Source organism: Kitasatospora sp. NPDC033851 (assembly GCF_055576085.1).
On sequence record NZ_JBVIRL010000054.1, the window covers coordinates 1 to 26327 of the forward strand.

Sequence of the window (26327 nt, forward strand, 5' to 3'; positions counted from 1 at the left end):
CGGTGATCATGAAGCGTAGAGAACTCCATGATCGGGCGAACCGTGCCTGCCCTGCTACTACCGATTAGCTCGGCACCTACTGGCGGACGCCCTAATAAGGAATTAGGTCAGCGGGGGTTCCGAAACTCCCCAGTGCAGGTCGGCGGCCTGCGCTCGGGGTGAGGCCGGGTCAGGACCGGCGCCACCAAGAGCTGGTGCGCTTCGCCTCGGCGGCTGCGGCTTCGGCGGCGGCCCGCTCGCGCTCGGCGGCCTCCCGCGACTTCCGGTCGGCGTCAGCCTGGCGGCAGCCGGCGCACAGCCCGTCGTCGTTCCAGCCCCGTTCCTTCTCCTCCCACCGCTCATCCGAGAACGGCGCCGAGCAGCGGCGACAGGCCGGACGGCGCCTCTCCCGCTCCCCGCCTCCCGCGCCCGGCGGCCCGATCCGCCTCCGCCCGCTCGACGGCCAGCAGCTCGACGCCGTCCGGGTTGTCGAGCGCGTCGGTGAGGGTGTGCCAGCCGCGGCGACCGAACCGGTGCCACACCGGGGCGTCGGCCCCGTGGCGGCGCAGCAGCGGCAGGGTGGTGGTCACGACCGGCAGCGCGCGGTGGTGGTCGCGGGCGTGGACGGCGTCGCCGCCGTACGCGGGCGCGTGCCAGATGTCCTCGGAGGCGGCCTCGACCTCGGTCATGCTGTTCAGGCCCCGCGGGTCAGGTCAGCTGCTGGTTGCGGGGCGGGTCAGCCCATCACGGTCTCGGCGTGCCGGGTGAGTACGTCCAGGAGCGCGGTCTGCTGCTCGGTCAGCTTCCCGTCGATGCGGGCCTTGTCCTGCTTGCGCAGCCAGGCGCCGGGCCGAAACGCCGGGTCGTCACCGAGACCGGTGCGGTTGGCGGGGCCATCCAGGGTGCCGCCGGCGGCGAGGTAGGCGAGCAGGCGGCGGTAGGAGCGTTTCCAGTTGGTTCCAGGCGCCACAGCTCGTCCAGCGCGTCGAGCTTCGCGGCCTGGTCGGCGGTGAGGGCCTCGGCCTTGCGCTGGCGGCGCATTCACGCGCCGACCGCGTAGCCGTCCAGCTTCTCGGTGGCGGGGATCGCGAGGTGGCCGTGGTGGGCGGCCCAGGCGTGGGCGTAGGCGTTGCCGCGTTCCCAGGCGTTGGCGTGCTTGGACCAGATCATGCCGACGTATTGCTCCCACAACGGGTGAATCTCGGCGACAAGGTCGTGCACCTGGTCGGCAAGTGGCCCCAGTCCGTGACCAGGAGTCGCGCCATCCGGGAATCGGCCGTACGGCACGGAGACGACGGGCCGGTTCGACAGCGACGTCAGCAGGTCGCCGAGTTCAGACAGGCTCTCTGCACGTTCTCTACTCTCCACCCCGGCATCGTGCCATGTCGTGAAGTGGGCGAACGCGACGGCCATGTGCCTCGCGGGGACTCGATTCGCCTGTCCGTCATGTCCAGCATGTTGGTGCAGAGAAGGTCCAGCGAGCACATCTCCCCCGGAGGCATGGTCGTGCGCACCACCTGGCACGAGCCAGCCTGCAAGACCTGGGCCCGGCGGTGAGGAGCTGTGCTCAAACCTTCGATCACGGACTCGGCGACACCAGGGCCACGTTCACAGCGGGCCCTCTCTCCCGGACTGCGCGGACCAGTTGGTGAAGGTAGGCATTCTGAGGGTGCTGAGCAAGGAGCTGATCCGCGTCGATCAGGATCACCATGCGACCCTCGCCAAGGTCGGCGAACAGCCCGAAACGCAGTCGAGCGTCGTCCGGCCCCAGTTCGCGGCATTCAATCGTGTGCTTGGCGCGTTCCAGCTGGGCGACGTACTTGGCGATATCGGCGTCGGGCAGCGAGTTCTTGGCGGTCAGGGTGACGCAGCGCAAAAAGGCACCGACCACCCTGGTGGTGGCCAGCGCCTTGCGGCCTGTCAGAACTGGCACGCCGTACGACGGGCCGCGCGGGCCGGTCCTGCACGGTGCCACGCAGCGCGAGGGCAGCGGTACGGGTACGCTCCAGCCAGCTCATGACCCGGCGCAGCGTGGCGGGGTCGAGGTGGCGGGTGAGTTCGCGGACGGCCTGGTGGTCGCCGTCGGTCAGCGTGTGGAGGCCGGCGCGGTCCAAGGCGGTGTAGAGGGGCTGGGCGGCGGGGCCCGCGAGACGGCGGTGGACGGCGACGATGGTCTGGCGGGCCCGGCGGGCGGCCTCACGGGCGCAGACGGCGGTCTCCGCGGCGATGACTGAGGCCGGCGAACACCGGTCCCGCACGCTCGCTGAACAGAACGACGAGCACGAGGCCACCTGGCGCGAACGCGCGCTGAACGCCGAGGAAGCCCTCAAAGCCGCCCACACCGAGATCCTCACCCAACGCACTCGCATCAGCGAACTCCTCGGCCAGCTCCGCGATCTGGAAGCCGAATGGACCCAGGAGGCCAGCCAGCGGATCACCACCGAGAACACCACCCTCAAGCAACGCGTCCGCCAGCTGACCACCGACAACCGCACCCTCGACGAACGCCTCAAGGCCGCCCGCTCCAACCTGCGCTTCCAAGACCGCCGCGTCGCCGACCTCGAAGCCCGGATCCTGTCCCCGCCCGAATGACCCGCACCTGCCCGGTGGCCGTCACACCTCGGCGAGGCGGCCACCGGCCATGGTGCACACTGAGCCGATGCTGTTGAAGTTCATCGCCGAGGTCGCGGACGAACCCGTGGTCCTGAACCCGGACGATCAAGTGGCGGAGTCGCAGAGCAACACCTGGCGGCTGTCGGCAGACCCGGAGGAACGGGCGACGCTGTCGGCAGGACAGGTGGCTGCCGCCTTCGGCCGCACCGCGGAGGCTCTGCGCGACCGTGTCCGAGACCTCGGGTTCGACGGAACCGCCACGTTCTACGTCTGGCACGACGAGCAGGCCGGACAACTGCGCTGTTCAACCTCCTCACAGTCTCCAGGATCCCTGCCGTTCGGCGGCGCCTATACGGTGACCGACACCCTCGAGCCGATCGTCGCCGCCTACCTCGACGCCGACGAACCCGGCCTGATCCCGTGGACTGAACTCACCGCTGTCGGACCTAACGACGAGGGCCGGGTGGATGACGAATCCGCGCCATCCCCGTTCCAGGTCTGGACCCGCAGCATCGGCCGCGACACCTGAACCGCCCGCACCCGCTGTCTGGAAAGCCAGTGCGACAGGAAACGCAAAACGGCTCGCCGAACGACGAGGCGGTCGTTCAGTGTCCGCGTGAGTGAGCAATTCCCGTGTCCCTGCTGCGGACACCTGGCCCTGAAAGCCATCGGCACGTGGGAGACCTGCCCCATCTGCTTCTGGGAGGACGACCTGACCCAGCTGCGGTGGCCGACACAGCCGGCGGCACGAACAGCACGTCACTGGTCCAAGCCCAGCACAACTACCAGACCGCCTGGCGGGGCTTCTTCTCTCCTCCTGGCGCTGGTCGTAGGCGGCACCTTGTCCGGGTTGTCCAGGGCTTCGAGCAGGGAGTGCCGGCCGGCGCGGCGTCAGTGGCCTGCCACGGTTCGCATCCGGCGGCACACGCTCGGACGAGTCGGCCAGACCTGATCCTCGCCGCGCAGTGCAAGGGCTGCGGTACCGGCCCGACCAGCCGGCGGTCGGATGACGGACGGTGCAGGGAACCGGCGCGACGAGCCGCGGCCGACGGCGGGCCGGCAGGGGCCGGACGTCCGGGCGACGAGCGGCGCGCCGAGCGGCGAGCGGGCGGCCGGAGGTCGAGCCCCGAGTTCTCGGCGGCGTACCGGGACCAGACCAGCTACTTCCAGTACGTGAGCCCCAGGACCCCGTTCAGCGTCGTCAACACGCGTAATCAGGACAGCGTAGAGATTCAGTACACGGCCTATGGCAACTCGTTCACTGCCTGCGTGCCCCCCAACGGTCAGATGTACGCGGCGGCGGGCTCGCCGACCATCACGGGCCTGCGCATCGATGTGGGCAGCGTCTGCTGAACTTGACGGCGCCCAGCACAAGAAAGGGGCCCACCGCCGGCTGGCGGCGGGCCCCTTCGCGGGTTCACAGCGGCCAGTCGCCTGGCCTACCCGGCGGCCCTTCACCGGGTAGAGCTCCGCGTGGAGCACCCGGTCCTCCCACCACGGATCACCCGGAGCGGAGACCAGCGCAGCCACCAGCTCCCGCCGGGTCGGTGCGGGCAGCACCAGCGGCCCCGAGCCCTTCTCGGCGCGCTCCAGAATCAGTAACGGCCTCACGGGCGACGGGCCCACTGCTCGCGGCCGCAGTCGGCGCAGGCCAAAGTCCGCATCAACTCCCCTGAGTTCTCATGGTTGTTGCAACACCCCAGCGCAGGGGAGTCGTCCTGCTCGGTGCGGGCGGCGGCGTTCTGGAGGTGGTCGGGCAGCTGGTGCGGCTGGTGGTACGTCAGTGCATGGCGGCAGGCGCGGTCACGGGGTGTTCCAGAGGTCGTTCAGCTCGGTCCAGTTGGGCGGGCTGACGGGTTGCGTGTGCGGCGTCGCGGGGTTCTGAAGGCCGCTCAGGATGAGGTCCAGGTAGCGCAGGTGCAGTTCGAGGGCGCGCTCTGCGGTCGTGGGCAGGCGGGTGCCGAGGTGGCTGAGCAGCAGGGGTAGGTCCGCGGAGCTGATGTCCGCACACGTGATGTCCGCACGCAGTGCGCCGGACCGGTGGGCGGCGTCGACCAGGTCGTCGAGTGCGGCCTTGAGGCGGTCGGATGCGGCGTCGATCTCGTCGGTGGCCGGGAGGCGACCGCCGATGAGGGGGAGGAGGGAGACGGCGTCGGGAGCGGACAGAGCTGTTCGCAGGAAGACCGCATTGCGGTCCAGGGGTCGGTGTGGTCGGCTTTGGCACTGCGGGCCAGGGAGGCCAGCTCGTCCATGCCCTGCACGCGCAGGGCCTGGGCGAGGTCCTCCTTGGCGGGGTAGCGCCGGTAGAGGCTGCCCATGCCCACACCGGCGCGGCGGGCGATCTCTGAGACGGGAGCGTTCCAGCCGTGCTCGGCGAAGACTTCGCGTGCCGCGCGCAGGACCCGCTCGTCGTTGCGGTCGGCTTCCTTCTGGCGTCCGCTGGGTGGTCCGGTGCGGGCGGCGCGCATGCTTGTGCTCCTCGGTACGGCGGTCGACGCCCACCCGCCGCGGGGTGGGGTCGGCCGCTCAGTGCGGGTTGGCGGCGACCTGGCGCAGGGCCACCACGTCGGCCCCGGGTGCGGGGTCCCGGTGGTGCGGGCGGATACGCAGGGCGCCGACCAGCAAGGGGGAGCATCGGACCGGACTCGACGGGCAGAATACATTTGTCCTGGACCAGCCGCACACGGTGGTCTTCGGCATCGGAATTTCGCTCCTCTGTGTCGCGGCGATCGGCTTCGATACCCCGATCGCGCCGTCCCGTCTCATCATCGGGACGGCGGGCGGCGACTTCACCGCCTGAAATCACCCGAACTACCCACCGGATTGGCCGCCGGTTGCGGATACTCGTCGCCGAGTTCGGCCAGCACGGCGTCCCGGAGGGTCACCCACGCGCCCCTCAGCTCGGTGAGTGACAGTGGCCGGTGGTGAGTGACAGTGGCCGGTTGGAATTCCCCATCGGCGGCCAGTCAGTGGGGAGTCGACTGGCCGCCGATGGTTACTGAGCGTGAAGTGCCAACGTTCCCTGGACGGTTTTCACGGGCGGAAGGTTCGGCGGTAGGTGTCGGGAGGGACGCCGACGCTGCGGTGGAAGTGGCGGCGCAGGGTGGCGGCGGTGCCCATGCCGGTGGACGTGGCGATGGTGTCGACGGTGGCGTTGGTGGTTTCCAGGAGTTCCTGGGCGTGGCGGATGCGCTGGGTGTGGAGCCAGTGCAGTGGTGTGGTGCCGGTGAGGTGTTTGAAGTGGCGGGCGAGGTGGCGTGAGCTCATGCGGGCCTGGCGGGCCAGGTCCTCGACGGTGAGCGGCTGGTTCAGTCGTTCCAGCGCCCAGGGGAAGAGTTCTGCCAGGGGGTGGTTGCCCGGGGCGGGGAGGGGGGTGGAGATGAACTGGGCCTGGCCGCCGTCGCGGTGGGGTGGGATGACCAGACGGCGGGCGATCTTGTTGGCGTTGGCTGAGCCGTGGTCGAGGCGGACCAGGTGCAGGCACAGGTCCATGGCGGCGGCCTTGCCTGCGGAGGTGAGGATGTCGCCGTTGTCGACGTAAAGGACGTCCGGATCGACGGTGGCCGCCGGGTGGCGCCGGGCCAGTTCCCTTGTGTGAGCCCAGTGCGTGGTGGCGCGTTTTCCGTCGAGCAGTCCGGCCGCGCCCAGGACGAAGGCGCCCGTGCACAGGGAGGCGACGCGGGCGCCGGCCGCGTGGGCGGCGCGCACCGCCTCGATCAGTTCGGCGGGTGGTTCGCGGTCCGTGTCGGCCCAGCCGGGCACGATCACCGTGTCCGCGTGCGCGAGGTGGCCGAGTCCGTGGTCGGGTTCGAGGCGGAAGCGGTCGACGAGCACCGGGCCGTTCCCGCAGACGGAGAAGTCGTACCAGGGGTCCACGATGTGGGTCAGGTCGGCTCCGAAGACCTCGACGGCCACGGACAGTTCGTAGTGGAGCATGCCGTCGGTGACGGCCAGCGCAACGGCGGGCATGTCTGAAACTGTACGTGCCATGTCGTTTCCGACGCTCGTGCGGGGTGCTGCCGGGGGGCCAGGATGTGAGTGTCAGGCCGCGGCGGATCGACGGCGCAGCGGCGTTCGAGTGCACGGGAGGGTCTCATGGGGTCGGGTCAGCTGGTGGCGGTGTTCGGCGCGTACGGTCACACAGGGAAGTTCGTGGTCGCGGAGTTGGCCGGGCGTGGGTTCGTCCCGGTGCCGTCCGGGCGCAACGCGCAGGCTGTGCGGGAGCTGGCCGACGAGCTCGGGCTCGAGGCCCGGGTGGCATCGGTCGACGATGCGGACTCGTTGGACCGTGCCCTGGCGGGAACCGTAGCGGTCATCAACTGCGCCGGCCCCTTCGCGACGACCACCGGCCCCGTGATCGAAGCCGCGCTCCGTGCGAAGATCCCGTACCTGGACGTGGCCGCCGAACTCGAGGCGAATCTCGACACCTTCGCCCACTACCGCGAGCGGGCCCAGGAAGCGGGAGCGGTGATCGTCCCCGCCATGGCCTTCTTCGGTGGCCTCGGCGACCTGCTGGCCACCGCGGCGATGGGCGACTGGACCGCGGCCGAGGAGGCCCACATCGCCTACGCGCTCAGCAGCTGGCACCCCACCCCCGGCACCCGCCTGTCCGGTGCCGTCTCCCGTGAGCGGCGCGGCGACGTCCGCCTGCGCTACCGCGGCGGACAGTGGGAGCAGCGCACCGACGCCGCGCCCACCCTGGAGTGGACCTTCCCGGAACCGATGGGACCCCGGGAAGTGATCGGGGAGTTCACGATGGCGGACGTCGTCACCGTCCCCCATCACCTGCCAATTCCGGACGTGACCACCTACATGACCGCCGAAGCGGTCCGAGACATCGCCGCACCCCACACACCGGCCCCGACCGCCACCGACCTGAACGGGCGCTCCGACCAGACCTTCCTGGTCGACGTCGCCGTGCGCTCGGGCGGAACCGAACGCCGGGCCACGGCCAGCGGCCAGGACATCTACGCCGTCACCGCGCCCCTGGCCGTCGAGGCCCTCGAACGCGTCCTGACCGGCCGTACCAAGACCGTTGGCGTCGCCTCAGCCGGCGAGATCTTCGACGCACCTGACTTCCTGCACGCACTCGCCCCGCACATCACACTCGACCTCCACCCGCAAAACACCTGAACGCGACGCTCCACGAGCGCAAGGCCGTTCCGGAGACCCGGAAGCGGACTCCCACCTTGTCTTCTGAGCGCACTCACACATGCGCCCCGGCGATTCGCCGAGTCGCCGCTTCGATCACCGAGAGTCACATTCCGACGGGCCGTACGTAGGGAATCGGGGGAATCCTTGGTGGCCGCCACCATGACCGCGTGCCGGCTCGGTCTCGGGCGTGCCTACGGGCCGGGCGGCACCATGGCCTGCAGCGTCCGCCGCCGACGGTCTCCCCGGGACCTGGTCCCGGAGCGGGTTCAGGTCCCGGGAGGTGGGGGGTCATCCGGCGGTCAGGGTGGTCCACTTCTGGTTGGAGCCGCCGTGGCAGTCCCACAGCTGGAGCTGCGTGCCGTCGGCCGTGGAGAAGCCCGGAACGTCGAGGCAGCGGCCGGAGACCGGGTTGCGGTAGCCGCCGTTGTAGGGCTGCCAGGCCTGATTGGCGCCGCCGTGGCATGCCCAGATCTGTACCTTGGTGCCGTTGGCCGTCCCCCCGCCCGCGGCGTCGAGGCACTTGCCCATGGAGCGGAGGGTGCCGTCGAGGTAGGCGGACCACTGCTGGTTGACGCCGTCGCTGCAGCCCCAGGTCTGCACGGCGGTCCCGTCGGCGGTGCCGGCCCCGTTGACATCCAGGCACTTGCCGGCGATGTCGGACTGCACGCGCGTGGCGGCGGGGGGCGGGGTTCTTCAGCCACCCGGCGCTGTCCGCCGCCTGGATACCGCGGTGGAAGGCATCAACCATCTTCTGGTAGCCCGCGTCGTTGGGATGCAGAGCGTCGGCGAGGTCGGCCGTGGTCAGGCTGCTCATGTCCACGTACGCGACGTGCTTGCCCGCAGCCTGTGCTGGCGGGTGATGACGTGTCGGCGCTGGTGCAGGAGTGGACTGCGGGTGCGGGTGCGGATGTGGCGTTCGAGGTGTCGGGGGCTGCGGGTGGTGTGGAGACGGCGGTCGACGTGCTGGGTGTGCGCGGGCGGCTGTGCCTGGTGGCGATCCACCCTCGCCCCCGTGAAGTGAACCTGCACCGGTTCTTCTGGCGTGAACTCACCCTGGTGGGAGCCCGGTTGTACGACCGCTCCGACTTCGAGCGCGCGGTGGCCCTGGTGGCCGACGGGGCGATCCCGGCGGAGCGGCTGATCAGCAAGGTCGTCCCGCTCACCGAGGCGCCCGCCGCGTTCGAGGCCCTGAGGGCGGCGGCGACGTGATGAAGATCCTCGTGGACTGCACCGACGACACCCAGGGAGCGATCGCATGAGCGCCTTCGACCTCACCGGAAGACTCGCCGTCGTCACCGGCGCCCGGCGCGGCATCGGCCGGGCCATGGCCCGCGCACTCGCCGCGGCCGGCGCGGACGTCATCGGCGTCAGCGCCCAGTTGGAGGAGACCGGCAGCGACGTGGAGAAGGACGTCCTCGCCGCGGGCCGCACCTTCGAGGCCATCCGTACCGACTTCGCCGACCCCGCGGCATTCCGGGCCCTCGGTGCGGACCTGGCCGGGCGCGAGCGGCCGGTGGACATCCTGGTCAACAACGCGGGCACGATCCGCCGCGCCCCGGCCGCCGAACACACCGACGCGGACTGGGACTTGGTACTCCAGGTCAACCTCGGTGCGCAGTTCGCACTGACCCGGGACGTCGGCGCGACGATGGTGGCACGCGGCCAGGGAAAGATCGTCTTCACAGCCTCGCTGCTCAGCTTCCAAGGCGGCGTCACCGTCCCCGGCTACACCGCCGCCAAGCACGGCGTCGCCGGACTGACCAAGGCGCTGGCCAACGAGTGGGCCCCGCACCGCGTGAACGTCAACGCCATCGCCCCCGGCTACATCGCCACCGACAACACCCAGGCACTCCAGGACGACCCCGTGCGCAGCAAGGCCATCCTCGACCGTATCCCTGCCGGACGGTGGGGCGACGCGGACGACCTCGCCGGGGCCACGGTGTTCCTCGCCTCGGACGCCGCCGCCTACGTCCACGGCGTCGTCCTTCCCGTCGACGGCGGCTGGCTCGGCCGATGACCGCCGACCTGGCCTCCGTGCTGGACGGAGCCCGCGTCATGCCGGTGCTGACCGCGCCCTCCGCCACGACCGCGGGCCCGCCGGCCGACGCGCTCGCGGCGGGAGGCGCCCGGTGCGCCGAAGCTTCGACGAGGACGTCGTCGCCAAATGCCGCGAGCTGGGAGTGCCCGTGGTGCCAGCCCGAGCCTCTGGGCCTTGCCGGGGCGGGGCGACCTCGCCGTCCCGTGCCTGCGCGGCCGCCTCGGCGAGCTGCGGGTCCGCTTCCGCGACCCGCTCGAGCTCGGCCAGGTCCTGCCGGGTGAAGGCGTCCGGCACCCGGATGCCGCGACCCTCGAACAGGGCCCGGGTGTCCCGGTGGCGCTCGTCGTCGAGGAGCTGCCAGTACTCGGGCCACAGGGTGCCCAGAACGAGGACCGGCCCGCGCTCCGGTGCGGTCAGCAGCTCGCGCAGGCCCACGGCGGCTTCCTCGCCGAGCGGGTTGGCGGGCTGGAGCAGGTAAGACTGCGCCTCGTCGAGCCACACCACCGTGTACGGCACGATCGCGCCGGGCGTCCGGAGCGCCGCGAGGAGCCGACGGAGCGTCAGCGGATGCCACACCCGCCAGTGCGGCGGCAGCTCTCGCAGGGCCTCCCAGCACGCCCGGGTCTTCCCCGTCGACGAACCGCCGACCAGGACGGCCGTACTGCTCGCACCGTCGGCGGCCCGCCGTACCACCGCGTGCAACGCGGTGTCGTGCGCCCGCGCGACGTAGGCCGGCAGAGCGCCGCCGTCGCCCTGGTCGGTCGCGATGCTCCGGCGGACGTTGAGCGCCATCGGGTCGGTGACGGAGCGCAGGGGCACGCCCGCCGGCCCCCGGAAGGCCTGCGGTTCGGAGACGTGGACGTGCACGACTCCGCCCTGGACCACCAGCCCGTGGAACGTGCCACCGCTCACCGTGTTGGCGACGGTGTCGACGACGTACTCGTGCTCCGATGGCTCCACGAACGGACCTCCCCCGCGGGCCCCGAACGGAAAGCCGCGGAGCGGCCGCAGGCCCGGCCGGTCCACCGTACCGGCCGCGGCTTGCGGACGGTGCCGCGATCCGCACGCCCGGCTGCCGCAGGCCCTGTGCCTCGTCCCCCACGAGCGGCCCATCAGCCGCGCTGGCCCGCCAGCCTGGGAGGTGGTCCTGCGGGACGTGGCAGCGGTCGTGGAACGCCCGGCGACCGGGTTCCGTCACTGCCCGGGCGCGGCCGGTGCCGATTCTGGTGACCCAGCCCGCGTCCAGGGCGTGGGAGCAGATCGCGGCTCCGACCGCGCCGGCCGGAACCGCCCCCGACGGAGCGCGCGAACACCCGATGCTGCGACTCATCGCCCGATACCTGTGGCGCTGCACGCACACGCCCTCGCGCGCACCGGACCAGCCGAGCGGGCCCGCGCCAGAGCTCGTCCTGACCGACGCGCCCCTCCCCTGCGACACCTCGCTGATCTCGGACGCCCTGGACCGCTTCAACACCGGCATCGACGACTGCCGCTCCTTGGCGGTCCTGCTCCGTGCCCCGGCAGCCGCCGCATACTCGGTGGCCTGACCGGCCGCACCTCCCTCGGCCTGCTGTTCATCGACCTCTTCCACCTGCCCCCGAACTGCGCGGCTCGGGCCTGGGCAGCGAGATCCTGCGCCGGGCCGAGGAGGAGGCGCGGACGCGAGGCTGCCAGGCCACCGTCCTGTACACCATCAGATTCCAGGCGCCCGGGTTCTACGAGCGCAACGGCTGGCACCGCATGGGCGAAGTGCCGTGCGCCCCGGCAGGCACCAGCCGTGTCTTCATGACCAAGGAACTCTGAATTCCCCCATGCCGACACGAACGCACCGACGGGCGTGAAGTGCCGGCCACCGTGGTGGTGACCGGTGCTCACTTCGGGGGCTCCTCGTATGCCTCGCGGCTCGGCCCACGTCCCGATGGTTTTGTGGAGATGATCGCTCCGGCGTCAAACATGGTCCTTCCTCCTACCCGGTGCCGTCGACGTAGAGCGTGACCCCTCCCAGGAGCTCACTGCCGACGTTGGCGTGCACGTTGATCGCCTGTCGGCCGACGAAACCGTCGGGTGCCGTGGTGTCGACCGTCACCTCGGCCTGTTCGCCCGGGTCCAGCGTCACCTCCGCCGGATTCACCGTCACCTGCCAGCCGTCCGGGATCGGCCAGTGCTCGACGCGATGCCGGTCGAGCCGTGGCCGCTGCTGCTCGGGAGGGTCCTCACCGCACGCGTCCAGCGGTGGGATGGCATAACTGTCGAGCGCCAGCGTGACGGTCGCGCGATCGGGCCGGTTGTTGCGAACCGGGAACGTGACGTCGCGTGGGGCGAGTTGAGCGGCTTCACGTCGGTGTTGCTCTGCCCAGGTTGTTGGCCGGGTTGGCGTCGTCGTCCCACAGCAGCTCAACCAGCAGGCAGTAGTGACCCGGAGTGGCCGGGGTGTGCCATGGCACCGTGGCGAACGCGGGGCAGCCGGCGGCGGCCTTCACCGGCAGGTCCACCTTGGTCATCCCGATGTCGTGCGGGGTGGTGCCCGCACCGAATGCCAGATAGCCGACCTTGACCGGGAGGCCCGGCGCCGGGCCGGTCGTGGAGCCGTTCCAGACCCGGGCGACCACGAGGTAGTCGGTGTCCGGCCGGAGACTGTGCGCGTCGACCAGTACCCCGGGGTCGGCGGCGAGTTCAACGTGGATGTCGGGGATGCCCCTATGGTTCGTCAAACTGCCGAAGGAGTCACTGGACTCGCAGAAGGCCGGATGTGCCGGTAGAGCTCTCGGGCGACGTAGCACTTCAGGCAGCGGATGATCTCACGCCTGGACATGCCCTCGGCGGTGCGCCGTTGCAGGTAGGCCTGGGTGCGTTCATCCCAGCGTGGGCGGGACTGGACGATGCGGTAGAGGGCGGCGTTGGCCTGCCGGTGACCGCCGCGGTTCAGCCGTCGCCGCTGGGTCTTCCCGGAGGATTGCTCGACTGGGCTGACCCCGCACAATGCGGCGAACGACGCCTCGTCCGTGAGCCGGTCCGGGTTGTCACCTGCGGCGGAGAGGAGGACCGCGGCACTGTCGGGGCCGACGCCGACGAGCTTCAGGAGCTGGGGCCGGCTGGACCGGACAGCTGCGGTCATTCGCCGGGTCAACTCCTTGATCTCCTGACCAAGGTTCTGGATCCGGCGGGCGAGCAGGCGCATCGTGAAGACGGCCTCACCTCGATCCTCGCCCAGTGCAACGCAGGTGGCGACCGGCGCCGGATTGGTCAGCCGGTGAGTAGTTCGCGAAGGTCCGGCTCGACGGCAAGGAGGACTGCCTTGAGCTGGTTCATCGCCTGAGTGCGCGCCTTGACGGCCGATTCCTTGGCCAACCGCAGAACCCGCAAGTCCGCTGCCGGACCGTCTGCGGTCTTCGGTATGGTGGTCGCGCGTCCCGACAGGACGGCCCGCGCGGCAGCGTCCGCGTCGATGGCGCCACTACCTGGTCGACAACGGCACGAAGTGGCGGGCCGTGCCGGCCGACTTCCCGCCGTGGGACCGGGTCTACGCGTTCTTCCGCCGCTGGCGCGACCTGGGTCTGGTCCGGGAGTTCCACGACCGGCTGCGCGGCAAGGTCCGCGAGAAGGCCGGGCGGGATCCGGAGCCGAGCGCGGGCGTGATCGACTCCCAGTCCGTCAAGGCGGACGCCGTCGTCGGATCCGACAGCCGCGGCTTCGACGGCGGCAAGCTGATCAACGGTCGCAACCGGCACGTCGTGGTCGACACGCTCGGCCTGCCGCTCGCGGTGATGGTCACCGCGGCGGACGTCGGCGACCGCGCCGCGGCCCGGGTCCTGCTCGCCCAGGTCGCCGCCGCGCACCACCTGCTGGCCCTGGTCTGGGCCGACTGCGGCTACACCGGCAGCCTCGTCGAGTACAGCCTCGCCGTCCTCGCCCTGGTCCTCGTCATCGTCAAACGCAGCGACGACATGCGCGGCTTCGTGGTGTTGCCGAAGCGGTGGATCGTGGAGCGGTTCTTCGCCCACCTGATGCAAAGCCGCCGCCTCGTGCGCGACTTCGATCGCTCCACCGGCAGCGCCGAGGCGATGGTCTACTGGTCGATGACGCTCCTCATGACCCGCCGCCTTGCCCGGCCACGTCCTTCGCGAGCGTGAACCGGCCCGGCGCCGACTCGACCAGCCAGCCCCGGGCCACCAGCCGCTTCGCCTTCGAACGCAACGCCTCCACCTTCGCCGGCACCGGGTCCAGGCCGAAGCAGGCGGCCATCTCCTGGCACGTCAGCGGGCCCTGGCCGAGTCGGTTCCGGTCCGCGAGAGCCTGCAGGACGCGCTGGTAGTCCACCGACAGCGCCGACCAGGCCAGCCCCGCACGCCACACCGGCACAACGGACTTCGGCTTCGCCGCGTCCGTCGGCGAGGGGCGAACCGGATGCCCGTCGGAATGGCGCTGGTCCTCGGACGCGACGGCGGCGTCCGGGGCCAGCACCTCGCCCACGCGCGAGCGGGTGATGACCCACTCGTTCCACTCCCGCTCGGCCACGTCCAGTTCAGCGTGGATACGGTCAGCCTCTTCCCGCAGCTCGTCCACACGGCGGCGAGCAGTGAGCTCACGCTGTTCCAGCAGCCCCATGACCGACGGCATCCCCGACCTCCACCCGAGCGATGACACAACACGTCACCACTGCCACGGGGTCACCGACCCTATGCCTGACCAGCAGAAACACAGCCATCAAGACCGGAAAGACAACAACCACTGATGCCCACCCCTGGGTTGCGGATCTCATACACCCACCGTTGTTCATTGCGGAGCCACTGGGGGAACATGCGCGCTTGGTACTCGCTTCTGGACGTGCCAACCCAGACTGACGGTGTGTTGTTGAGCTGGTAGTCGACCAGGTCCGTGTTCGCTGCATCCGGACGCGACCTGAAGCCGGTCTGTGAAACCTCGGCGGGACTGCGCGAGTCGGAGCGGAAGACCACCTTCGGTGAGACGAGAGCACGACTCGGAACGTCCACCTCGGGAAAGGGGTTGGTCAGACTTCCACCCTTGATCCAGCGAGCCGCAGGGCCCAAGAGGGTGCCGCCGGCGCCTCCGGCGGCACCGAGGAGGAGGTCCTGCGGGGTGGTGGGCTGGCATTGGACGGTGTTGACGAGCCAGGTGTAGCCGGCGCCGACTGCGGCGTTGACGCCAGCCGCGGTGAAGGTGGCGGCGGTGCCTTCGAGGGCGAGGGCGGTGGCGGCGGTGCCGCCGATGGGGGCGAGGAGGCCGGCGCCGACGCCGATCAGGGCGCCTTTGCCGCTGGCGGCGGCGAAGCCGGTCCAGCTGAAGTCCTTGCCCTGGTGCTGCCAGGCATAGACGCCAGCGCCGATGATGCCGCCGGCGACGCCGCCGATGAGGGCGCTGATGCACATGGGGCAGGCGCCGGAGGGGTCGGTCTGGTTGGTGGGGTCGCCGTTGGCGTAGGTGTAGGCGGAGGTGAGGGGTGCGCCGGTGCCGGTGGTCAGCGGGTCGCGGGCGGTGAAGGTGCCGGTCGCGCTGTCGTACTGGCGGGCCCTCAGGTTGATCTGGCCGGGGAGGTTGGGGTCGGTGTACTGGCCGGTGAAGCCGAATGGGGCGGGTGTGGCGGCGGTGCCGCTGGTGGTGCGGTTGCCGCGGTTGTCGTAGCTGTAGGTGGCCTGGTTGGTGCCGGTGGCGTCGGTCGTGGTGGTGATGGAGCCGATGCGGTCGTGCTGGAAGTAGAGGCTGCCGGCGGATGTGTCCATGGACTGGGGCAGTCCGTCGGGGCCGGTGTGGTAGGTGGCGGTCGGAGCGCCGGTGGCGTTGGTCTCGGTGGCGATCTGCGGGAACACGCCGTTGATGTCCCAGCGGGTCGTGCGGTCGGCGGTGCCGTTCCTGGTGGTGGTGGACCGGTTGCCGTCGGCGTCGTAGGTGAAGGCGAGCGTTGCGGTGGGGAGGCTGGCGCCGGTCAGGCGTCCTGCGGGGTCGTAGCTGTAGGTGCCGGAGGGGTCTGCGGTGCGGTTGCCGTCGGCGTCGTACCGGTAGTTCGTGCTGGTGTTGCCGGTGGTGCTGGTGGTGAGCTGGTCGGCGGCGTCGAAGGTGTTGGTGGTCTTCGCGCCGCTCGGGGCGGTTGCGGTGAGCTGGTTGCCGGCCTTGTCCCAGGTGTAGCTGGTGGTGCTGTTCGGGGTGCAGGCGCTCGGGCTGGTGCCCGTGCAGGTACTGGTGAGGCGGCCGGCGAGGTCGTAGCTGTAGCTGGTCGCCGGGCGGGGGCTGGGACCGGTGTCCTGGTATTGCTCGGTGGTGACGCGGCCGTTGGCGTCGAGCGTGTAGTTCTTGGTGCCGCTGGCGTCGCTGGTAGTGGCCAGCCGTCCGGCGCGGTCGTAGGTCCGGGTTTCGGTGACCGGGGTGGTCGTGGGGGTCGTCGCGGTGAGGAGGTTGCCGGCTTGGTCGTAGGTGTAGGCGACGGCCTTTCCGGTGGTGGCCTGGCCGCTGGTGTGCTGGTCCTTGTCGTAGGTGTAGGTGGTGGACGTGTTGTCGGGGAAGGTGCGGCCGGTGAGGTTGCCGTCGGGGTTGTAGGTGTAGGCGAAGTCCTGGTCCAGGCCCGGGACGGTGACTCTGGTCAGGCGGTCGGCCGCGTCGTACTTCAGGGTTCGGGAGCCGGTGGCGTCACTGACGCCGGTGATGTGCCCGGTGGCGTCGTAGTCGTACGTGGCGCCGGGGGTTCCGTCGGAGTAGGCGACCGCGGTGATCTGGCCGGCGCCGTTGACGGTCGAGGTGATGGTCTGGCCGCGGGCGTTGGTGACCTTGGTGCGGTTGCCGTCGGCGTCGTAGCCGAAGGAGACGGTGCGGCCGAGCGGGTCGGTGACGGTGGTGGTGCGTCCGGCGGTGTCGTGGCCGTAGCCGGTGGTGTGGTTTTCCCGGGGTGAATCGCGGCGCCGCGGGTGGGTGCAGCAGGTCGTCACAGCGTCACAGCGCCGGTTGCGCGGCGCTGCGCAAGGATGGTCATCCCGCGCGGCCGGTCCGTTCCGCGATCACGGTCGCGGGCAACGTCGGCGTCTCCCGAGGAAGCTCGCGGATCTACGGAGACGTGCCCGACGTGTTCGGCCTGCCGGGTGCCGTGCCGCTGCCTACTTGATGTGACGCAGCAGGGCGGTGACGGCTGGATACACCTGCCCTCGGGGGTGTACCACCATCACCTTCCAGGTGGGTGCGTGTTGGGTGAAGTGGTGTGGCGTGAGGTCGGGGAAGCGGGCGGCCAGGGATGTGGGCATGATGCACACGCCGAGGTCCTGGCGGACCAGGTCGGTGGCGGCCAGGATGTCGTTGACCTCGAAGGTGGCGGTGCGGTCGACGAGGGCCGCGCGGAAGGCCCGGTCGACCGAGTGCCGGATGGCCCAGCCGACGGGGAATTCCACCAGTGGCAGGGCGGCGGCCTCGGCGAGGGTGACCGGTCGCTCGCCTTCCATGGCGCGGCCCGGTGCCGTGATCAGGACCATCTCCTCCTCCTTCAGCACGCGTGTGGCCAGTCCTCGTTGCTGGGGGCGGTCCAGTGCCGCGACGGCCACGTCCGTGGTGCCGTCGCGCAGTGCCTGCAGGATGTCGTCGGCCGGTGCCTGGCGAAGCCTGAGCGTTACCTGTGGGTGCTGGTGGCGGAAGGCGGCCAGTGCCTGGGCGAGGCCCGTGTGGAGGCCCTGCATGACGCCGATCGTGATCTCTCCCGTCAGCTCTCCTTTGACGAGGTCGACGGCGGCGCGGGCTTCCTCGGTTGCCCGCAGTGCGGCGCGGGCGGCCGGGAGGAACGCCTGGCCGGCCGGGGTGAGGGATACCCGGTGGGTGGTCCGGTGGAAGAGCGGTGCGCCCAGCTCGCGCTCAAGGGTTCGCACCGTGGTGGAGACCGCGGACTGCACCACGTGCAGGCGTCGTGCCGCCGCGCTGAAGCCGCCCTCCTCGGCGACCGCGACGACGACCTCCATCTGTCGAAGATCCATTTCGCCTCCGTATCCCCTCCGGGCCCGCTGACTCCAGGCTATCTCTGACAGAGATTACCGTCATCTTCAGCCATCTCCTCGACATGGGAAGCGGTGGCGGTGGCACGAGGTTGAAGAGGTCGTCGGCAGCGAGGGAGCTGCCGGTGAACCAGGGCCTCCGGCCCGTTGCCGGATGCCCGCCCTAAGCAAGGAGACGTCATGTCGAACAACGGCCTCATCGACCCCGCCGACGCCGCGGTTCTGCTGGTGGACCACCAGAGCGGTCTGCTGCAGATCGTCAACCACACCAACGTCCGCGAGCTGCGCAACAACGTGGCCGCTCTGGCCAAGGCCGCCACCCTGGTCGGCGCCCCGGTGATCGCCACCGCGTCGGTCCCCGAGGGCCCGAACGGCCCGCTGATCCCCGAGGTCTTCGACAACGCCCCCCAGGCGACCTACATCCAGCGTCACGGTGAGATCAACGCCTGGGACGTGGAGGGCTTCCGCAGCGCCGTCGCGCAGACCGGCCGCCGCACCCTCCTCGTCGCCGGAATCATGACCAGCGTCTGCGTCGTCGAGCCCGCGCTGGCCGCCCTCGCCGAGGGATACGACGTGTACGCCGTCATCGACGCCTCCGGCACCTACTCCGACGAGGCACAGCGGATCTCGATCGAGCGCCTTAGCCGTGCGGGCGTCAAGGTCATCGACGTCCTGGGTGTGGCGGCCGAGCTGCAGAAGACCTGGGCCCGCGAGGACTGGGCCGCCTGGGGCGGCATCTACGCGAGCGTCAGCCCCGGCTACGCCGCTGTCATGGAGTCCGTGGCCCGCGCCCAGGCGGAGGCCACCGGGTCCGAGGGCGCCGGCGCCGAGGTCAAGTGGGCCGAGGCCCGCGGCCGGCTGGCCTGAAACCCTTCGCCCGCCCCGGGCCGTCCGGCCCGGGGCGGGCGAACCCGTCCTTCAGCGACTTGAGTTTCACGGCCGGCGTCGGTCCCAGGCGACGCCGGCCGGCCACCGTCACCACTCGGAGCACTCACGAAAACGGAGCACCCCCATGTCGTTGTCCGCCCCCCGGCTCGTTCGCCGGGCACCCGGCCAGCAGATCGCCGCCCGGCACTCGGCCCGCAGGCACGGGGCCGGGTTCTGGCTGATCGCCTCGGCGTTCGTCACGGCCATGGCGTTCTCCACCGTCCCGACGCCGCTGTACCCCCTCTACCAGGCACGCGACGGCTTCTCCACCTTCACCGTCACCATGGTGTTCGCCGTCTACGCCCTCGGCGTCCTGGCCAGCCTGCTGCTGGCCGGGCACATCTCGGACTGGGTCGGCCGACGCAAGGTTCTGATCACGGCGCTGACCCTCGAACTGGTCGCCGCCGCACTGTTCCTCACCCAGCCATCCCTGCCGCTCCTTCTCCTCGCACGGCTGGTCACCGGCCTCGGGGTCGGCATGCTCACCGCGACCGCCACCGCGCACCTGCACGAACTGCACAGAGCACACCGCCCCGACGCCTCGCCGCAGCGCTTCGAGATCGTCTCCACCGCGGCCAACATCGGCGGCCTCGGCTTCGGCCCGCTCATCGCCGGCCTCCTCGCCCAGTACCTCGGCGCCCCCCTGCGCCTGCCCTACCTCGTCTTCGGCGCCCTGCTGCTGATCAGCATCGCCGCGGTCGCGCTCACCCCCGAAACGGTCCAGGTGCAGTCCGTCAGGCCCGCCTACCGGCCGCAGCGCATCAGCACCGACCACGGTGACCCCGCCGGATACCTGGCCGCCGCGGCCGCGGGCTTCGCGTCCTTCGCGGTCTTCGGCCTGTTCACCTCGCTGGCCCCCGGATTCGTCGGCCACACCCTGCACCACCCCTCCCGCGCACTGGCCGGACTGACCGTGTTCGCCGTGTTCGGCGCCTCCGCCGCGGCCCAGACCCTCACCAGCCGCCTCGACGCCACACTGCGCAGGAACATCGGCCTGTACGCCCAGGCCACCGGGGCGACCGCACTCGCCGTCGGCATGCACACCGCCAGCCTCACCCTGTTCCTGGTGGCCGGCATCACGGCCGGCATCGGCGCCGGAGTCCTGTTCAAATCCGCCGTCGGCACCGTCGTCGCCATGGCCACCCCGGCCAAACGCGGCGAAGCCCTCGCCGGCCTCTTCCTCATCTCCTACCTCGGCCTCGCCCTGCCCGCCATCGCCATCGGCATCGCCACCCGCTACACCACCATGACCACCGCGATGACCTGGTTCACCGCGGTCCTGCTCGCCCTGCTCACCACGGCCGACCTCCTCGCCCGCCGCCCCTGCCACACCGACTGAGCGCATCCTCCGCCACCAGGCCCAAAGACCCATGCGGCGCCACGCCCAGCCCCGTACGGCCCGGCGCCCGGCCCACGCGACCAGCCCGCCCCCGGTCCGGAAAGCGCACCATGACAACGACGCCAACGCCGACTCCAGCCTCCCCGCCGCATCCCCGGCCGAAGCTGGTGGCGACCGACCTCGACGGCACACTCCTACACAGCGACGGCAGCCTGTCCCAGCGCACCCGGGCCGCCCTGACCGCGGCGAGCAAGGCCGGCATCCGCATCGCCCTCGTCACCGGCCGCCCACCACGGTGCGTTCCCGCCCTGCTGGAGACCATCGGACGGCACTACGTCATCGCCGCCAACGGCGCCGCACTGTACGCGCCGGACGCGGCCACGATCCACATCTCCCCAATACGGTCCGACACGGCGACCGAACTCGTGACGCGACTGCGCGATGCCGTGCCCGGCGTCTCCTTCGCCGTGGAATACGAGACGGTATACGGCCACGAACCTGACTACCCCAACTGGTCGTTCGGCGAAGAGGCCGTCGAGCTGATCGGTCCCGCCGAGGACCTGCTCACGCCGGCGCCGGGCCGCCATGTACTCAAGCTCCTCGCCCACCACCCCACACTGCCCCTCGACGTCTTCTACGAGCAGGCGCGACGCAGTGCCGGCGGCAGTGCCGAGACGACCCACTCTACGGGTTTGTCGCTGGTGGAGTTCAGCGCGCCCGGCGTCACCAAGGCCGCCACACTCCTCGCGTGGAGCAGCCGGCTCGGCATTACCGCCGACGAGATCGCCGCCTTCGGCGACATGCCCAACGACCTCCCCATGCTCAAGGCGGTCGGCGCGCCCTACGCCATGACCAACGCCCACCCGGACGTCCTACGGACCGCGCGCTGTCGTACAGCCTCCAACGACGAGGACGGCGTCGCCCAGGCCCTCGAGCGGTTCATCGCCGCGCCGGCGCACGCCCACTGAGCGCGCTGAACCGCCTCGTGCGGGCCACCGCTACACTCGCGTGCTGCCCGGTCTGCACCGCAGTCGGCGTTCGGCGTGGGACAAAAACCGGTGCACTATTCGTCAGCGCATGCGGAACGGACCATTCTGGATTCTGCGGCGAGCCGGGAAGCAGGGGGGGTGTTCCACCGGGCCCAGCCAGCGGGAGGCGACGGTTGTCACCGAAGTTGGGACAACGCTGGTTTGTGACATCAGAGTTGGGACTGGTCGCTCTCGTCGACCGATGCCGGTCAGGAGCGGCTGCCGCTCTCGGTCGTCTGAAGCTCCTGCTCGGTGGGCGTGCGATAGGTTGCCCGCCATGGCTGAACTCGGACCCGTTGCCTGGCCGCCGGCCCCGATCAGGACCGAGCGGCTCGTGCTCCGCGAGCCCGAGGTGCGGGACCGTGCGGCGTTCATCGAGTTGCTGGCGTCGCCGGAGGTGCATACCTACCTCGGCGGCCCCCGGCCGTGTGACGAGCTCGAGCGCGAGCTGCCCGGGGTGCCCAAGCGGTGGCCCGGGAGTTTCGTCGTCGATCTCGACGGGGCGATGATCGGCCAGATCCTGCTCAGGAGAGCGACGGGGCACCGTCGCCCGGCTGTCGCGGGGAAGGCCGATCTCGGCTACCTGTTCCTGCCGCGGACGTGGGGGTTCGGGTACGCCGCCGAGGCGTGCGCAGCGGCACTCGACTGGTTCGACGGCGTCCTTCCCGGCGAGCCGGTGGTACTCACCACCCAGACCGCCAACGTCGGCTCGATGCACCTCGCGGCGAAGCTGGGGTGCACCTCGGTAGAGCGGTACCACGCATGGGACGCCGAGCAGTGGCTCGGCCTGCGGCCCCCCAGTCACGCCGTCCGCTTGAGCCCGTACTCGACAGCGCGGATCCACGAGGCCACCGATCGGTCGTCGGCCCCGGCGCGCCGCGTGCACCAGCGCTTCCCAACTTCACTGTCACAAACCGGCGCCGTTCCCGACTTCGGTGACAACCGTCCCGGCTTCGCTGTCACAGGTCACGAGCCGCCGAGGCCGGCAGACCGCCCAGGGCCGTGCAACACGGCACTGCAACACGCCCACCCCAGGCCCCTCCCGGCCACACAGCCCCTGATCAGACCCGCAACACGCCCCCATGTCGCACCCCAGCGCAACACCGCGTTGCACCCCCGCGTTGCACCCCGAACTGTCCCGTGACAGCGGACCCGGACCGATTGCCATCGAAGGTGGACCAACGACCGTTCGTGACAGCGAAGATGGACCGCTGATGAGGATCCGGGCAAATGGCTCTGCCCGGATCTGCGGATGCTGTGGGCGATCTTCGTCTGAGACCGGGGAGTTCGGGGCGTGTGGGCAGGGCTGGGCTCACCCGATCGGCATCATGTCGGTCAGTGGAAATGCCGTCACGTCTTCAGGCGGGCGCGACAAGTGCAGCATGGTGTGGAAGTAGCCGTCGGTCTCCTTCCCCTGCGGGTCATCGCCGGTCGTGGTCACTGCCTGGATGGCGTATTGCTGTTCACCCGCGCTGGTGAAGCGTCGTTGCCGGAACGTGTGCGCGGTGGCCTTCTCTGTGACCAGGCCGTGTGAAGCCAGGCATGCGGCGATGGACGTGTACGGGGTGGTGCGCAGTACGAAGGCCGCGACCCACACCGGGTCCTGGGCACAGGTCAGGATCGGCTGGAAGCTGTGGGCGGTCAGGAAGGTCGTCCCTCCGGTGATCGTGATCAGACGGGCGTGCCGTGCGGCGCGGAGCAGGGGCTGCGAGGGGGGCGCTGTTTCGAGGTTCTCGGCGAAGCCCTCTTCCAGCAGGCCGACCTCGCATGCGTAGGAGATGGCGTTCGTGGCCATGTCGAGTCCGATTACCCGGGCTGGGTCATGGCGCCGACGAGCCGCGTAGTAGCTGCGGTCCCATTCGATCAGTTCGGCTGTGGTGAGGGCGGTGGCCTGTGGCGACGTGTAGTGGGCGTACAGGTCGTCCAGTGTCACCTCATGGTTGAGGAGGGCGGCGTTGATGCCATACGAGCAGCAGATGTCCAGCACGGTCACCGGTTCCGCCGTGCGGGCTGTCCGCCTGCGGGCCGCGAGCGCCCGCCGGAAGACGCTCTGTCCGTGATGGGGTGTCTGGTATTCCAGCGGGCCCAACGCCTGGAAGTAGGCCCGAGGATCCGGTTGATCGTAGATGTCGTCGAAGAGCGTCATGCCTGCTGGGCCGGGGGCCTCCGACGCTTGCCGATCACCGCCGGCGCTCTCACGCCCCTTGTTCCGAATACCGCTCATACCGGTTCTCCTCACAGAGCTCAGGTCCGCTATCTGGTCAGAGTCGGTCATCCCGCTTCGGTACCGGAAGAAGGCGGGGAAGAAACCAGCCACGCGCCGCAACCGGGGATGGCTGGTGCTCACCCGGAGCCTGCTCCGCTTCCGGTGGGGTTTCACACTCCTGACCTGCGGTGGTCCATCTTCGCTGTCGCGAAATCGCGTTGGTCCACCTTCGATGGCAATCGGTGCGGGTCCGCTGTCACCGGACACGAACCCCCTCCCCGCGCTGCCGAGCACCAGCCACCGAACCCCACCACCAGGAGAAGGCCGGCCCCGACAGCGGACGCCGTCCCCGCCGTACCCGGCGGCCCTTGGGCGGCGGCCCGGACCCGCGGCTGTCGCGCCCACCTGCCGCGCCCCCACCACACCCAGGGGAACCTGGCATCCGCCCACGTCACAGGGCACGACAGCACCCCACGTGACAGGGCGATGCGACAGCACCCACGCCCCGGCAACAGCCCTCCGACACACCCTCCACGGCGGCCTGGCAGCCCCCCAGCCCTTCCGGGCCGCTCTCAGGACCCAGCAGGCCCCCTCACGGAACTCCGCGCCGGTACACCACCGATCGCGGCTGCGCCTGCTCACAGAACGACAGGGCCGGCTGCGGCGAAGCACCCGCCGACCACCCGGATGACGCCCACACGCTTACGGCCTGCCCACGGATCCGCAGCCAGAACGCGGTCACTCCGGGTGAGCCAGGCCGCTCTCAGTCAGAAGAAGTCGTGTGAAGTGATGCTGTGGCCGCAGCCGTGCCTTGCGCAGTCGAGCCCTCTGGTCGGAGTTCTTGGAAATTCGAAGTCCGGACACCTGTGGCAGACGTGGCAGGGGAAGACATCGGGGCCGGGATCGGAGTCACCGTCTGACAGCAGGGATCGTGCCTCGCCATGGAGCGACTGGAGCCGCTCCCTGACTTGACCGAGGTCGCCCGCAATCCGCTCCAGGGCCTTCTTCTGGGAATCTGTCAGGTCGTCAGCAGAATGCATGGCCACGCTCCGTTGCCATCGACGGCCTCTCAATGGCCGCCAGGGGATGCCCTCATAGTGACTCCAGATACGCATGTGTGCACTTTGAAGCAGCATGAGACAGGGCGTGACAGAGGTTGTTCACAGTCCGGCAGGACCTGCTCCCGCAACTGTGGGAAAAGCACATGAAGGCGGAGTTCCCTGGGCACCTTCGCGGTCGAGAAGTCGAGGGCGAAGACCTGGTGCAGCTGGATGCGGACGTCGCCGGCTGCGTCTCCTCGTCCCTGTCGAGCGTTCTCGACGAGAGGCGCCGCGGAAGTCTTCGGACGTGCACCGAGGTCCTTGAGAGGGTTCTACCATGGATCGGGGACGGGGACGGGACCAGGTACTACGAGCGGCTGCACGAGATGGCCGTGTTGGCAGTCGGACTTGGGAACGTGAGCGACTGACCGCGCGGCCCTGGGTCGAAACGGCGACACCGAACCAGATCAACTGAGACACCACTCCGCGTCCAGTCACCCGGGACCAGGTGACATGAGATTCTCGACCGCCTGGCGTCTCAACTGATCTGGTCGCCGCAGGCCACAGCCCTACCAGCGGACCAGATCATTCGAGACGGGACACAGGCCGGTGCAACGCGCCACTGCAACACGCCCGCCCCACGCCCCTCCCGGCCACACAACACCTGGTCAGACCCGCAAAACGGCCCCGTGTTGCACCCCGCGCAACACCGCGTTGCACCCCCACGTTGCACCCGCCACCAGGCAACCGACCACCACCACCAGAACAAGGCCGGCCCCGACAGCGGCCCGCCGGCCCCGCCCGCACCCGACCACCCCGGACGGCCCCGCCTGACGCGTGGTCAACCGCCCGGGACGATGTATCCAGAACAGACGGCATTGGTCGGGCAGGAAAGGGGCGGCGCCTGCTTGACAGGTGATGTCGGAACAGTCGGCCGGCCTGCGGGCCGTGGATCATCGGTCGTGTCTCCGAGAAGGACAGTCATGGCACACCCGCCCACCACCAGCACCGCCCAAGCGGTCACCGCACGGCGTTGCCATCGCTTCACGTCGTCCCCCTCGCCTACACCGTGGCAGCGGCCACTGTATCCAGCGCAGCGCAGCCCCGCCCAAGCAGAACCGCCCAGCAGCGGCAGACCCCGGACGCAGCGAGCGCGCCCCGAACGGCAGCCACGGCAGCGAAGGGCGGAACAAGCCAGACCAGACGGCGGCCAGGCCGGATCCGCAGCGACCAAGGGTGGCACCGCCTGGGCCTCGGGCCGGGCGCAGCACCAGGACAGCGGCGCCGGGACGGGCCGGGACGGGCCTGGACAGCGGACAGAGGGACCAGAGACGGCCAGGCCGGGCACCCCTGGGCGGGCAGGGGCACGGCCTGGACAGCGGCCCGGGGGTGCAGCCAGCGGCCCAGGGCGCAGCAGCAGAGCGGCACGGGCGCGGCCCAGGCAGCACGCAGCACGCAGCAGCGGCAAGGACGCCCTCGCCGTGACCGCGATTTTCCGTGATCGTTGAAGCGGGTATGGACACTTCACAGCGAGCCCAGGCGCGTCGCGGCGCAATCGCCGCGCTGGCGGTACAGCGCGGATCGCGGCTGGGCCTGGCAGCCGTTGCTCTGGTCGGCACCCTCGCCCTCGCGACGGTCACCCCGGCCATGGCCGCCCCCGAGCAGACCCGAGGCTGTGGCTGGAACGCGAGCCGCAACGGCGAACGCGCCTACTACGAGCACTGCGCCACCAACACCAACGTGTGGATTCAGGTCAAGCGGTTTCCCCGGTCCGACTACCACCGCTGTGTCGGCCCCGGCCGCACCAACCTGGACTCGGATGCCACTGGCGCCTGGTACGACAGCACCTACCAAGGCGGACTGTGCTCCCACCCCGGTGACACCGGACCCTGACTGGCCTCCGCCTGGTGTCACTACCAGTGCTGCGCTGCTACTGAAGTTGAACTCGTGATGTCGCTCGGATGGGTGAAGCGGTAGCGTTCGCCTGCCGTTGGAGGGTTCGTCCCGGTAGTCGTGTGCTGTGA

The 26327-nt window shown here is 70.3% G+C and carries 28 protein-coding genes and 3 pseudogenes; 16 read left to right on the forward strand and 15 right to left on the reverse strand.

Going from position 1 to position 26327, the window contains the following annotated elements:
• Positions 1 to 338: 338 nt before the first annotated feature.
• From ACZ51D_RS41720 to ACZ51D_RS41735, 4 genes are all read right to left on the reverse strand, one after another.
• A complete protein-coding gene (locus ACZ51D_RS41720) occupies positions 339 to 668 on the reverse strand; it encodes a hypothetical protein (protein ID WP_465665531.1) in 330 nt (109 codons plus the stop codon).
• Positions 669 to 715: 47 nt separating this feature from the next.
• A complete protein-coding gene (locus tag ACZ51D_RS41725) occupies positions 716 to 949 on the reverse strand; it encodes a helicase associated domain-containing protein (RefSeq protein ID WP_465625181.1) in 234 nt (77 codons plus the stop codon).
• Positions 950 to 1020: 71 nt separating this feature from the next.
• The gene (locus ACZ51D_RS41730) at positions 1021 to 1170 is read right to left on the reverse strand and encodes a hypothetical protein (RefSeq protein WP_465665533.1); all 150 of its coding nucleotides are present in this window, start codon (positions 1168 to 1170) and stop codon (positions 1021 to 1023) included.
• A 388-nt stretch (positions 1171 to 1558) separates the two neighbouring features.
• Positions 1559 to 1912: a hypothetical protein gene (locus tag ACZ51D_RS41735; RefSeq protein WP_465625185.1), complete on the reverse strand. Its 354-nt coding sequence runs from the start codon at positions 1910 to 1912 to the stop codon at positions 1559 to 1561.
• 293 nt (positions 1913 to 2205) lie between these two features.
• On the opposite strand from ACZ51D_RS41735, the gene ACZ51D_RS41740 reads away from it, so the two are divergent.
• The 4 genes from ACZ51D_RS41740 to ACZ51D_RS41755 all read left to right on the forward strand — a co-directional run bounded on the left by ACZ51D_RS41740 (position 2206) and on the right by ACZ51D_RS41755 (position 3945).
• Positions 2206 to 2571 carry a hypothetical protein gene (locus ACZ51D_RS41740; RefSeq protein WP_465625187.1) on the forward strand — a complete coding sequence of 122 codons (366 nt, stop codon included), beginning with the start codon at positions 2206 to 2208 and terminating at the stop codon, positions 2569 to 2571.
• Positions 2572 to 2638: 67 nt separating this feature from the next.
• The gene (locus ACZ51D_RS41745) at positions 2639 to 3121 is read left to right on the forward strand and encodes a hypothetical protein (protein WP_465625188.1); all 483 of its coding nucleotides are present in this window, start codon (positions 2639 to 2641) and stop codon (positions 3119 to 3121) included.
• Positions 3122 to 3208: 87 nt separating this feature from the next.
• Positions 3209 to 3544: a CPCC family cysteine-rich protein gene (locus ACZ51D_RS41750; RefSeq protein WP_465625190.1), complete on the forward strand. Its 336-nt coding sequence runs from the start codon at positions 3209 to 3211 to the stop codon at positions 3542 to 3544.
• A 221-nt stretch (positions 3545 to 3765) separates the two neighbouring features.
• Complete coding sequence (locus tag ACZ51D_RS41755) at positions 3766 to 3945, forward strand: hypothetical protein (RefSeq protein ID WP_465625192.1); 180 nt, start codon at positions 3766 to 3768, stop codon at positions 3943 to 3945.
• Between the two features lie 539 nt (positions 3946 to 4484).
• Here the strand turns inward: ACZ51D_RS41755 and ACZ51D_RS41760 are convergent.
• On the reverse strand, positions 4485 to 5060 hold the full coding sequence (locus ACZ51D_RS41760; RefSeq protein ID WP_465625194.1) for a TetR/AcrR family transcriptional regulator: 576 nt from the start codon (positions 5058 to 5060) through the stop codon (positions 4485 to 4487).
• Between the two features lie 565 nt (positions 5061 to 5625).
• Entirely contained in the window at positions 5626 to 6561 is a 936-nt protein-coding gene (locus tag ACZ51D_RS41765; protein WP_465626589.1) for a helix-turn-helix domain-containing protein, read from the reverse strand.
• A gap of 126 nt (positions 6562 to 6687) precedes the next feature.
• Here ACZ51D_RS41765 and ACZ51D_RS41770 point away from each other — a divergent pair, with 126 nt between their 5' ends.
• Complete coding sequence (locus ACZ51D_RS41770) at positions 6688 to 7725, forward strand: saccharopine dehydrogenase family protein (RefSeq protein ID WP_465665535.1); 1038 nt, start codon at positions 6688 to 6690, stop codon at positions 7723 to 7725.
• A 309-nt stretch (positions 7726 to 8034) separates the two neighbouring features.
• On the opposite strand, the pseudogene ACZ51D_RS41775 reads toward ACZ51D_RS41770, so the two are convergent.
• Positions 8035 to 8596, reverse strand: a pseudogene (locus ACZ51D_RS41775) (ricin-type beta-trefoil lectin domain protein); the annotation flags it as partial.
• Between the two features lie 2 nt (positions 8597 to 8598).
• Here ACZ51D_RS41775 and ACZ51D_RS41780 point away from each other — a divergent pair.
• Positions 8599 to 9005 (forward strand): annotated as a pseudogene (locus ACZ51D_RS41780) (zinc-binding dehydrogenase); the annotation flags it as partial.
• Positions 9002 to 9763, forward strand: a complete 762-nt coding sequence (locus ACZ51D_RS41785) for an SDR family oxidoreductase (RefSeq protein WP_465626593.1) — start codon at positions 9002 to 9004, stop codon at positions 9761 to 9763. The pseudogene ACZ51D_RS41780 and the gene ACZ51D_RS41785, both read left to right, overlap by 4 nt.
• Before the next feature lie 36 nt (positions 9764 to 9799).
• Here ACZ51D_RS41785 and ACZ51D_RS41790 read toward each other — a convergent pair whose 3' ends face one another.
• Positions 9800 to 10744 (reverse strand): hypothetical protein, encoded by a 945-nt coding sequence (locus ACZ51D_RS41790; protein WP_465626595.1) that lies wholly within the window; start codon positions 10742 to 10744, stop codon positions 9800 to 9802.
• 254 nt (positions 10745 to 10998) lie between these two features.
• Here ACZ51D_RS41790 and ACZ51D_RS41795 point away from each other — a divergent pair, with 254 nt between their 5' ends.
• A complete protein-coding gene (locus ACZ51D_RS41795; protein WP_465626597.1) occupies positions 10999 to 11331 on the forward strand; it encodes a hypothetical protein in 333 nt (110 codons plus the stop codon).
• Positions 11297 to 11587 carry a GNAT family N-acetyltransferase gene (locus tag ACZ51D_RS41800; protein WP_465626599.1) on the forward strand — a complete coding sequence of 97 codons (291 nt, stop codon included), beginning with the start codon at positions 11297 to 11299 and terminating at the stop codon, positions 11585 to 11587. The genes ACZ51D_RS41795 and ACZ51D_RS41800 overlap by 35 nt, the downstream gene beginning before the upstream one ends.
• 163 nt (positions 11588 to 11750) lie before the next feature.
• Here the strand turns inward: ACZ51D_RS41800 and ACZ51D_RS41805 are convergent, their stop codons facing one another.
• From ACZ51D_RS41805 to ACZ51D_RS41815, 3 genes are all read right to left on the reverse strand, one after another.
• Positions 11751 to 11921 (reverse strand): hypothetical protein, encoded by a 171-nt coding sequence (locus ACZ51D_RS41805; protein WP_465626601.1) that lies wholly within the window; start codon positions 11919 to 11921, stop codon positions 11751 to 11753.
• A 196-nt stretch (positions 11922 to 12117) separates the two neighbouring features.
• Complete coding sequence (locus ACZ51D_RS41810; RefSeq protein ID WP_465626603.1) at positions 12118 to 12495, reverse strand: hypothetical protein; 378 nt, start codon at positions 12493 to 12495, stop codon at positions 12118 to 12120.
• A complete protein-coding gene (locus ACZ51D_RS41815) occupies positions 12492 to 12962 on the reverse strand; it encodes a transposase (RefSeq protein ID WP_465626605.1) in 471 nt (156 codons plus the stop codon). The genes ACZ51D_RS41810 and ACZ51D_RS41815 overlap by 4 nt, the downstream gene beginning before the upstream one ends.
• A 310-nt stretch (positions 12963 to 13272) precedes the next feature.
• Between ACZ51D_RS41815 and ACZ51D_RS41820 the strand changes: the two genes are divergently transcribed.
• Positions 13273 to 13914 carry an IS5 family transposase gene (locus ACZ51D_RS41820; protein ID WP_465626607.1) on the forward strand — a complete coding sequence of 214 codons (642 nt, stop codon included), beginning with the start codon at positions 13273 to 13275 and terminating at the stop codon, positions 13912 to 13914.
• Here ACZ51D_RS41820 and ACZ51D_RS41825 read toward each other — a convergent pair.
• The 3 genes from ACZ51D_RS41825 to ACZ51D_RS41835 all read right to left on the reverse strand — a co-directional run bounded on the left by ACZ51D_RS41825 (position 13871) and on the right by ACZ51D_RS41835 (position 17745).
• Positions 13871 to 14401 (reverse strand): hypothetical protein, encoded by a 531-nt coding sequence (locus tag ACZ51D_RS41825; protein WP_465626609.1) that lies wholly within the window; start codon positions 14399 to 14401, stop codon positions 13871 to 13873. The two genes, ACZ51D_RS41820 and ACZ51D_RS41825, sit on opposite strands and share 44 nt — an antisense overlap.
• A gap of 59 nt (positions 14402 to 14460) precedes the next feature.
• On the reverse strand, positions 14461 to 16719 hold the full coding sequence (locus tag ACZ51D_RS41830; protein WP_465626611.1) for an RHS repeat domain-containing protein: 2259 nt from the start codon (positions 16717 to 16719) through the stop codon (positions 14461 to 14463).
• Between the two features lie 165 nt (positions 16720 to 16884).
• Complete coding sequence (locus tag ACZ51D_RS41835) at positions 16885 to 17745, reverse strand: LysR family transcriptional regulator (protein WP_465626613.1); 861 nt, start codon at positions 17743 to 17745, stop codon at positions 16885 to 16887.
• A gap of 198 nt (positions 17746 to 17943) precedes the next feature.
• On the opposite strand from ACZ51D_RS41835, the gene ACZ51D_RS41840 reads away from it, so the two are divergent.
• The 4 genes and pseudogenes from ACZ51D_RS41840 to ACZ51D_RS41855 form a co-directional block, all read left to right on the forward strand.
• Positions 17944 to 18630: an isochorismatase family protein gene (locus ACZ51D_RS41840; protein WP_465626615.1), complete on the forward strand. Its 687-nt coding sequence runs from the start codon at positions 17944 to 17946 to the stop codon at positions 18628 to 18630.
• Positions 18631 to 18775: 145 nt separating this feature from the next.
• Entirely contained in the window at positions 18776 to 20029 is a 1254-nt protein-coding gene (locus tag ACZ51D_RS41845) for an MFS transporter (RefSeq protein WP_465626617.1), read from the forward strand.
• A 110-nt stretch (positions 20030 to 20139) separates the two neighbouring features.
• Complete coding sequence (locus tag ACZ51D_RS41850) at positions 20140 to 20997, forward strand: Cof-type HAD-IIB family hydrolase (protein WP_465626619.1); 858 nt, start codon at positions 20140 to 20142, stop codon at positions 20995 to 20997.
• A 337-nt stretch (positions 20998 to 21334) separates the two neighbouring features.
• Positions 21335 to 21856: pseudogene (locus ACZ51D_RS41855) on the forward strand (GNAT family N-acetyltransferase); the annotation flags it as partial.
• Positions 21857 to 22369: 513 nt separating this feature from the next.
• Here the strand turns inward: ACZ51D_RS41855 and ACZ51D_RS41860 are convergent.
• Positions 22370 to 23203: a hypothetical protein gene (locus tag ACZ51D_RS41860; protein ID WP_465626621.1), complete on the reverse strand. Its 834-nt coding sequence runs from the start codon at positions 23201 to 23203 to the stop codon at positions 22370 to 22372.
• 1264 nt (positions 23204 to 24467) lie between these two features.
• Between ACZ51D_RS41860 and ACZ51D_RS41865 the strand changes: the two genes are divergently transcribed.
• Together ACZ51D_RS41865 and ACZ51D_RS41870 are read left to right on the forward strand one after the other, a co-directional pair.
• Entirely contained in the window at positions 24468 to 24731 is a 264-nt protein-coding gene (locus ACZ51D_RS41865; protein WP_465626847.1) for a hypothetical protein, read from the forward strand.
• A 1087-nt stretch (positions 24732 to 25818) separates the two neighbouring features.
• Positions 25819 to 26196 (forward strand): DUF6355 family natural product biosynthesis protein, encoded by a 378-nt coding sequence (locus ACZ51D_RS41870; protein WP_465626849.1) that lies wholly within the window; start codon positions 25819 to 25821, stop codon positions 26194 to 26196.
• Positions 26197 to 26327 lie beyond the last annotated feature (131 nt).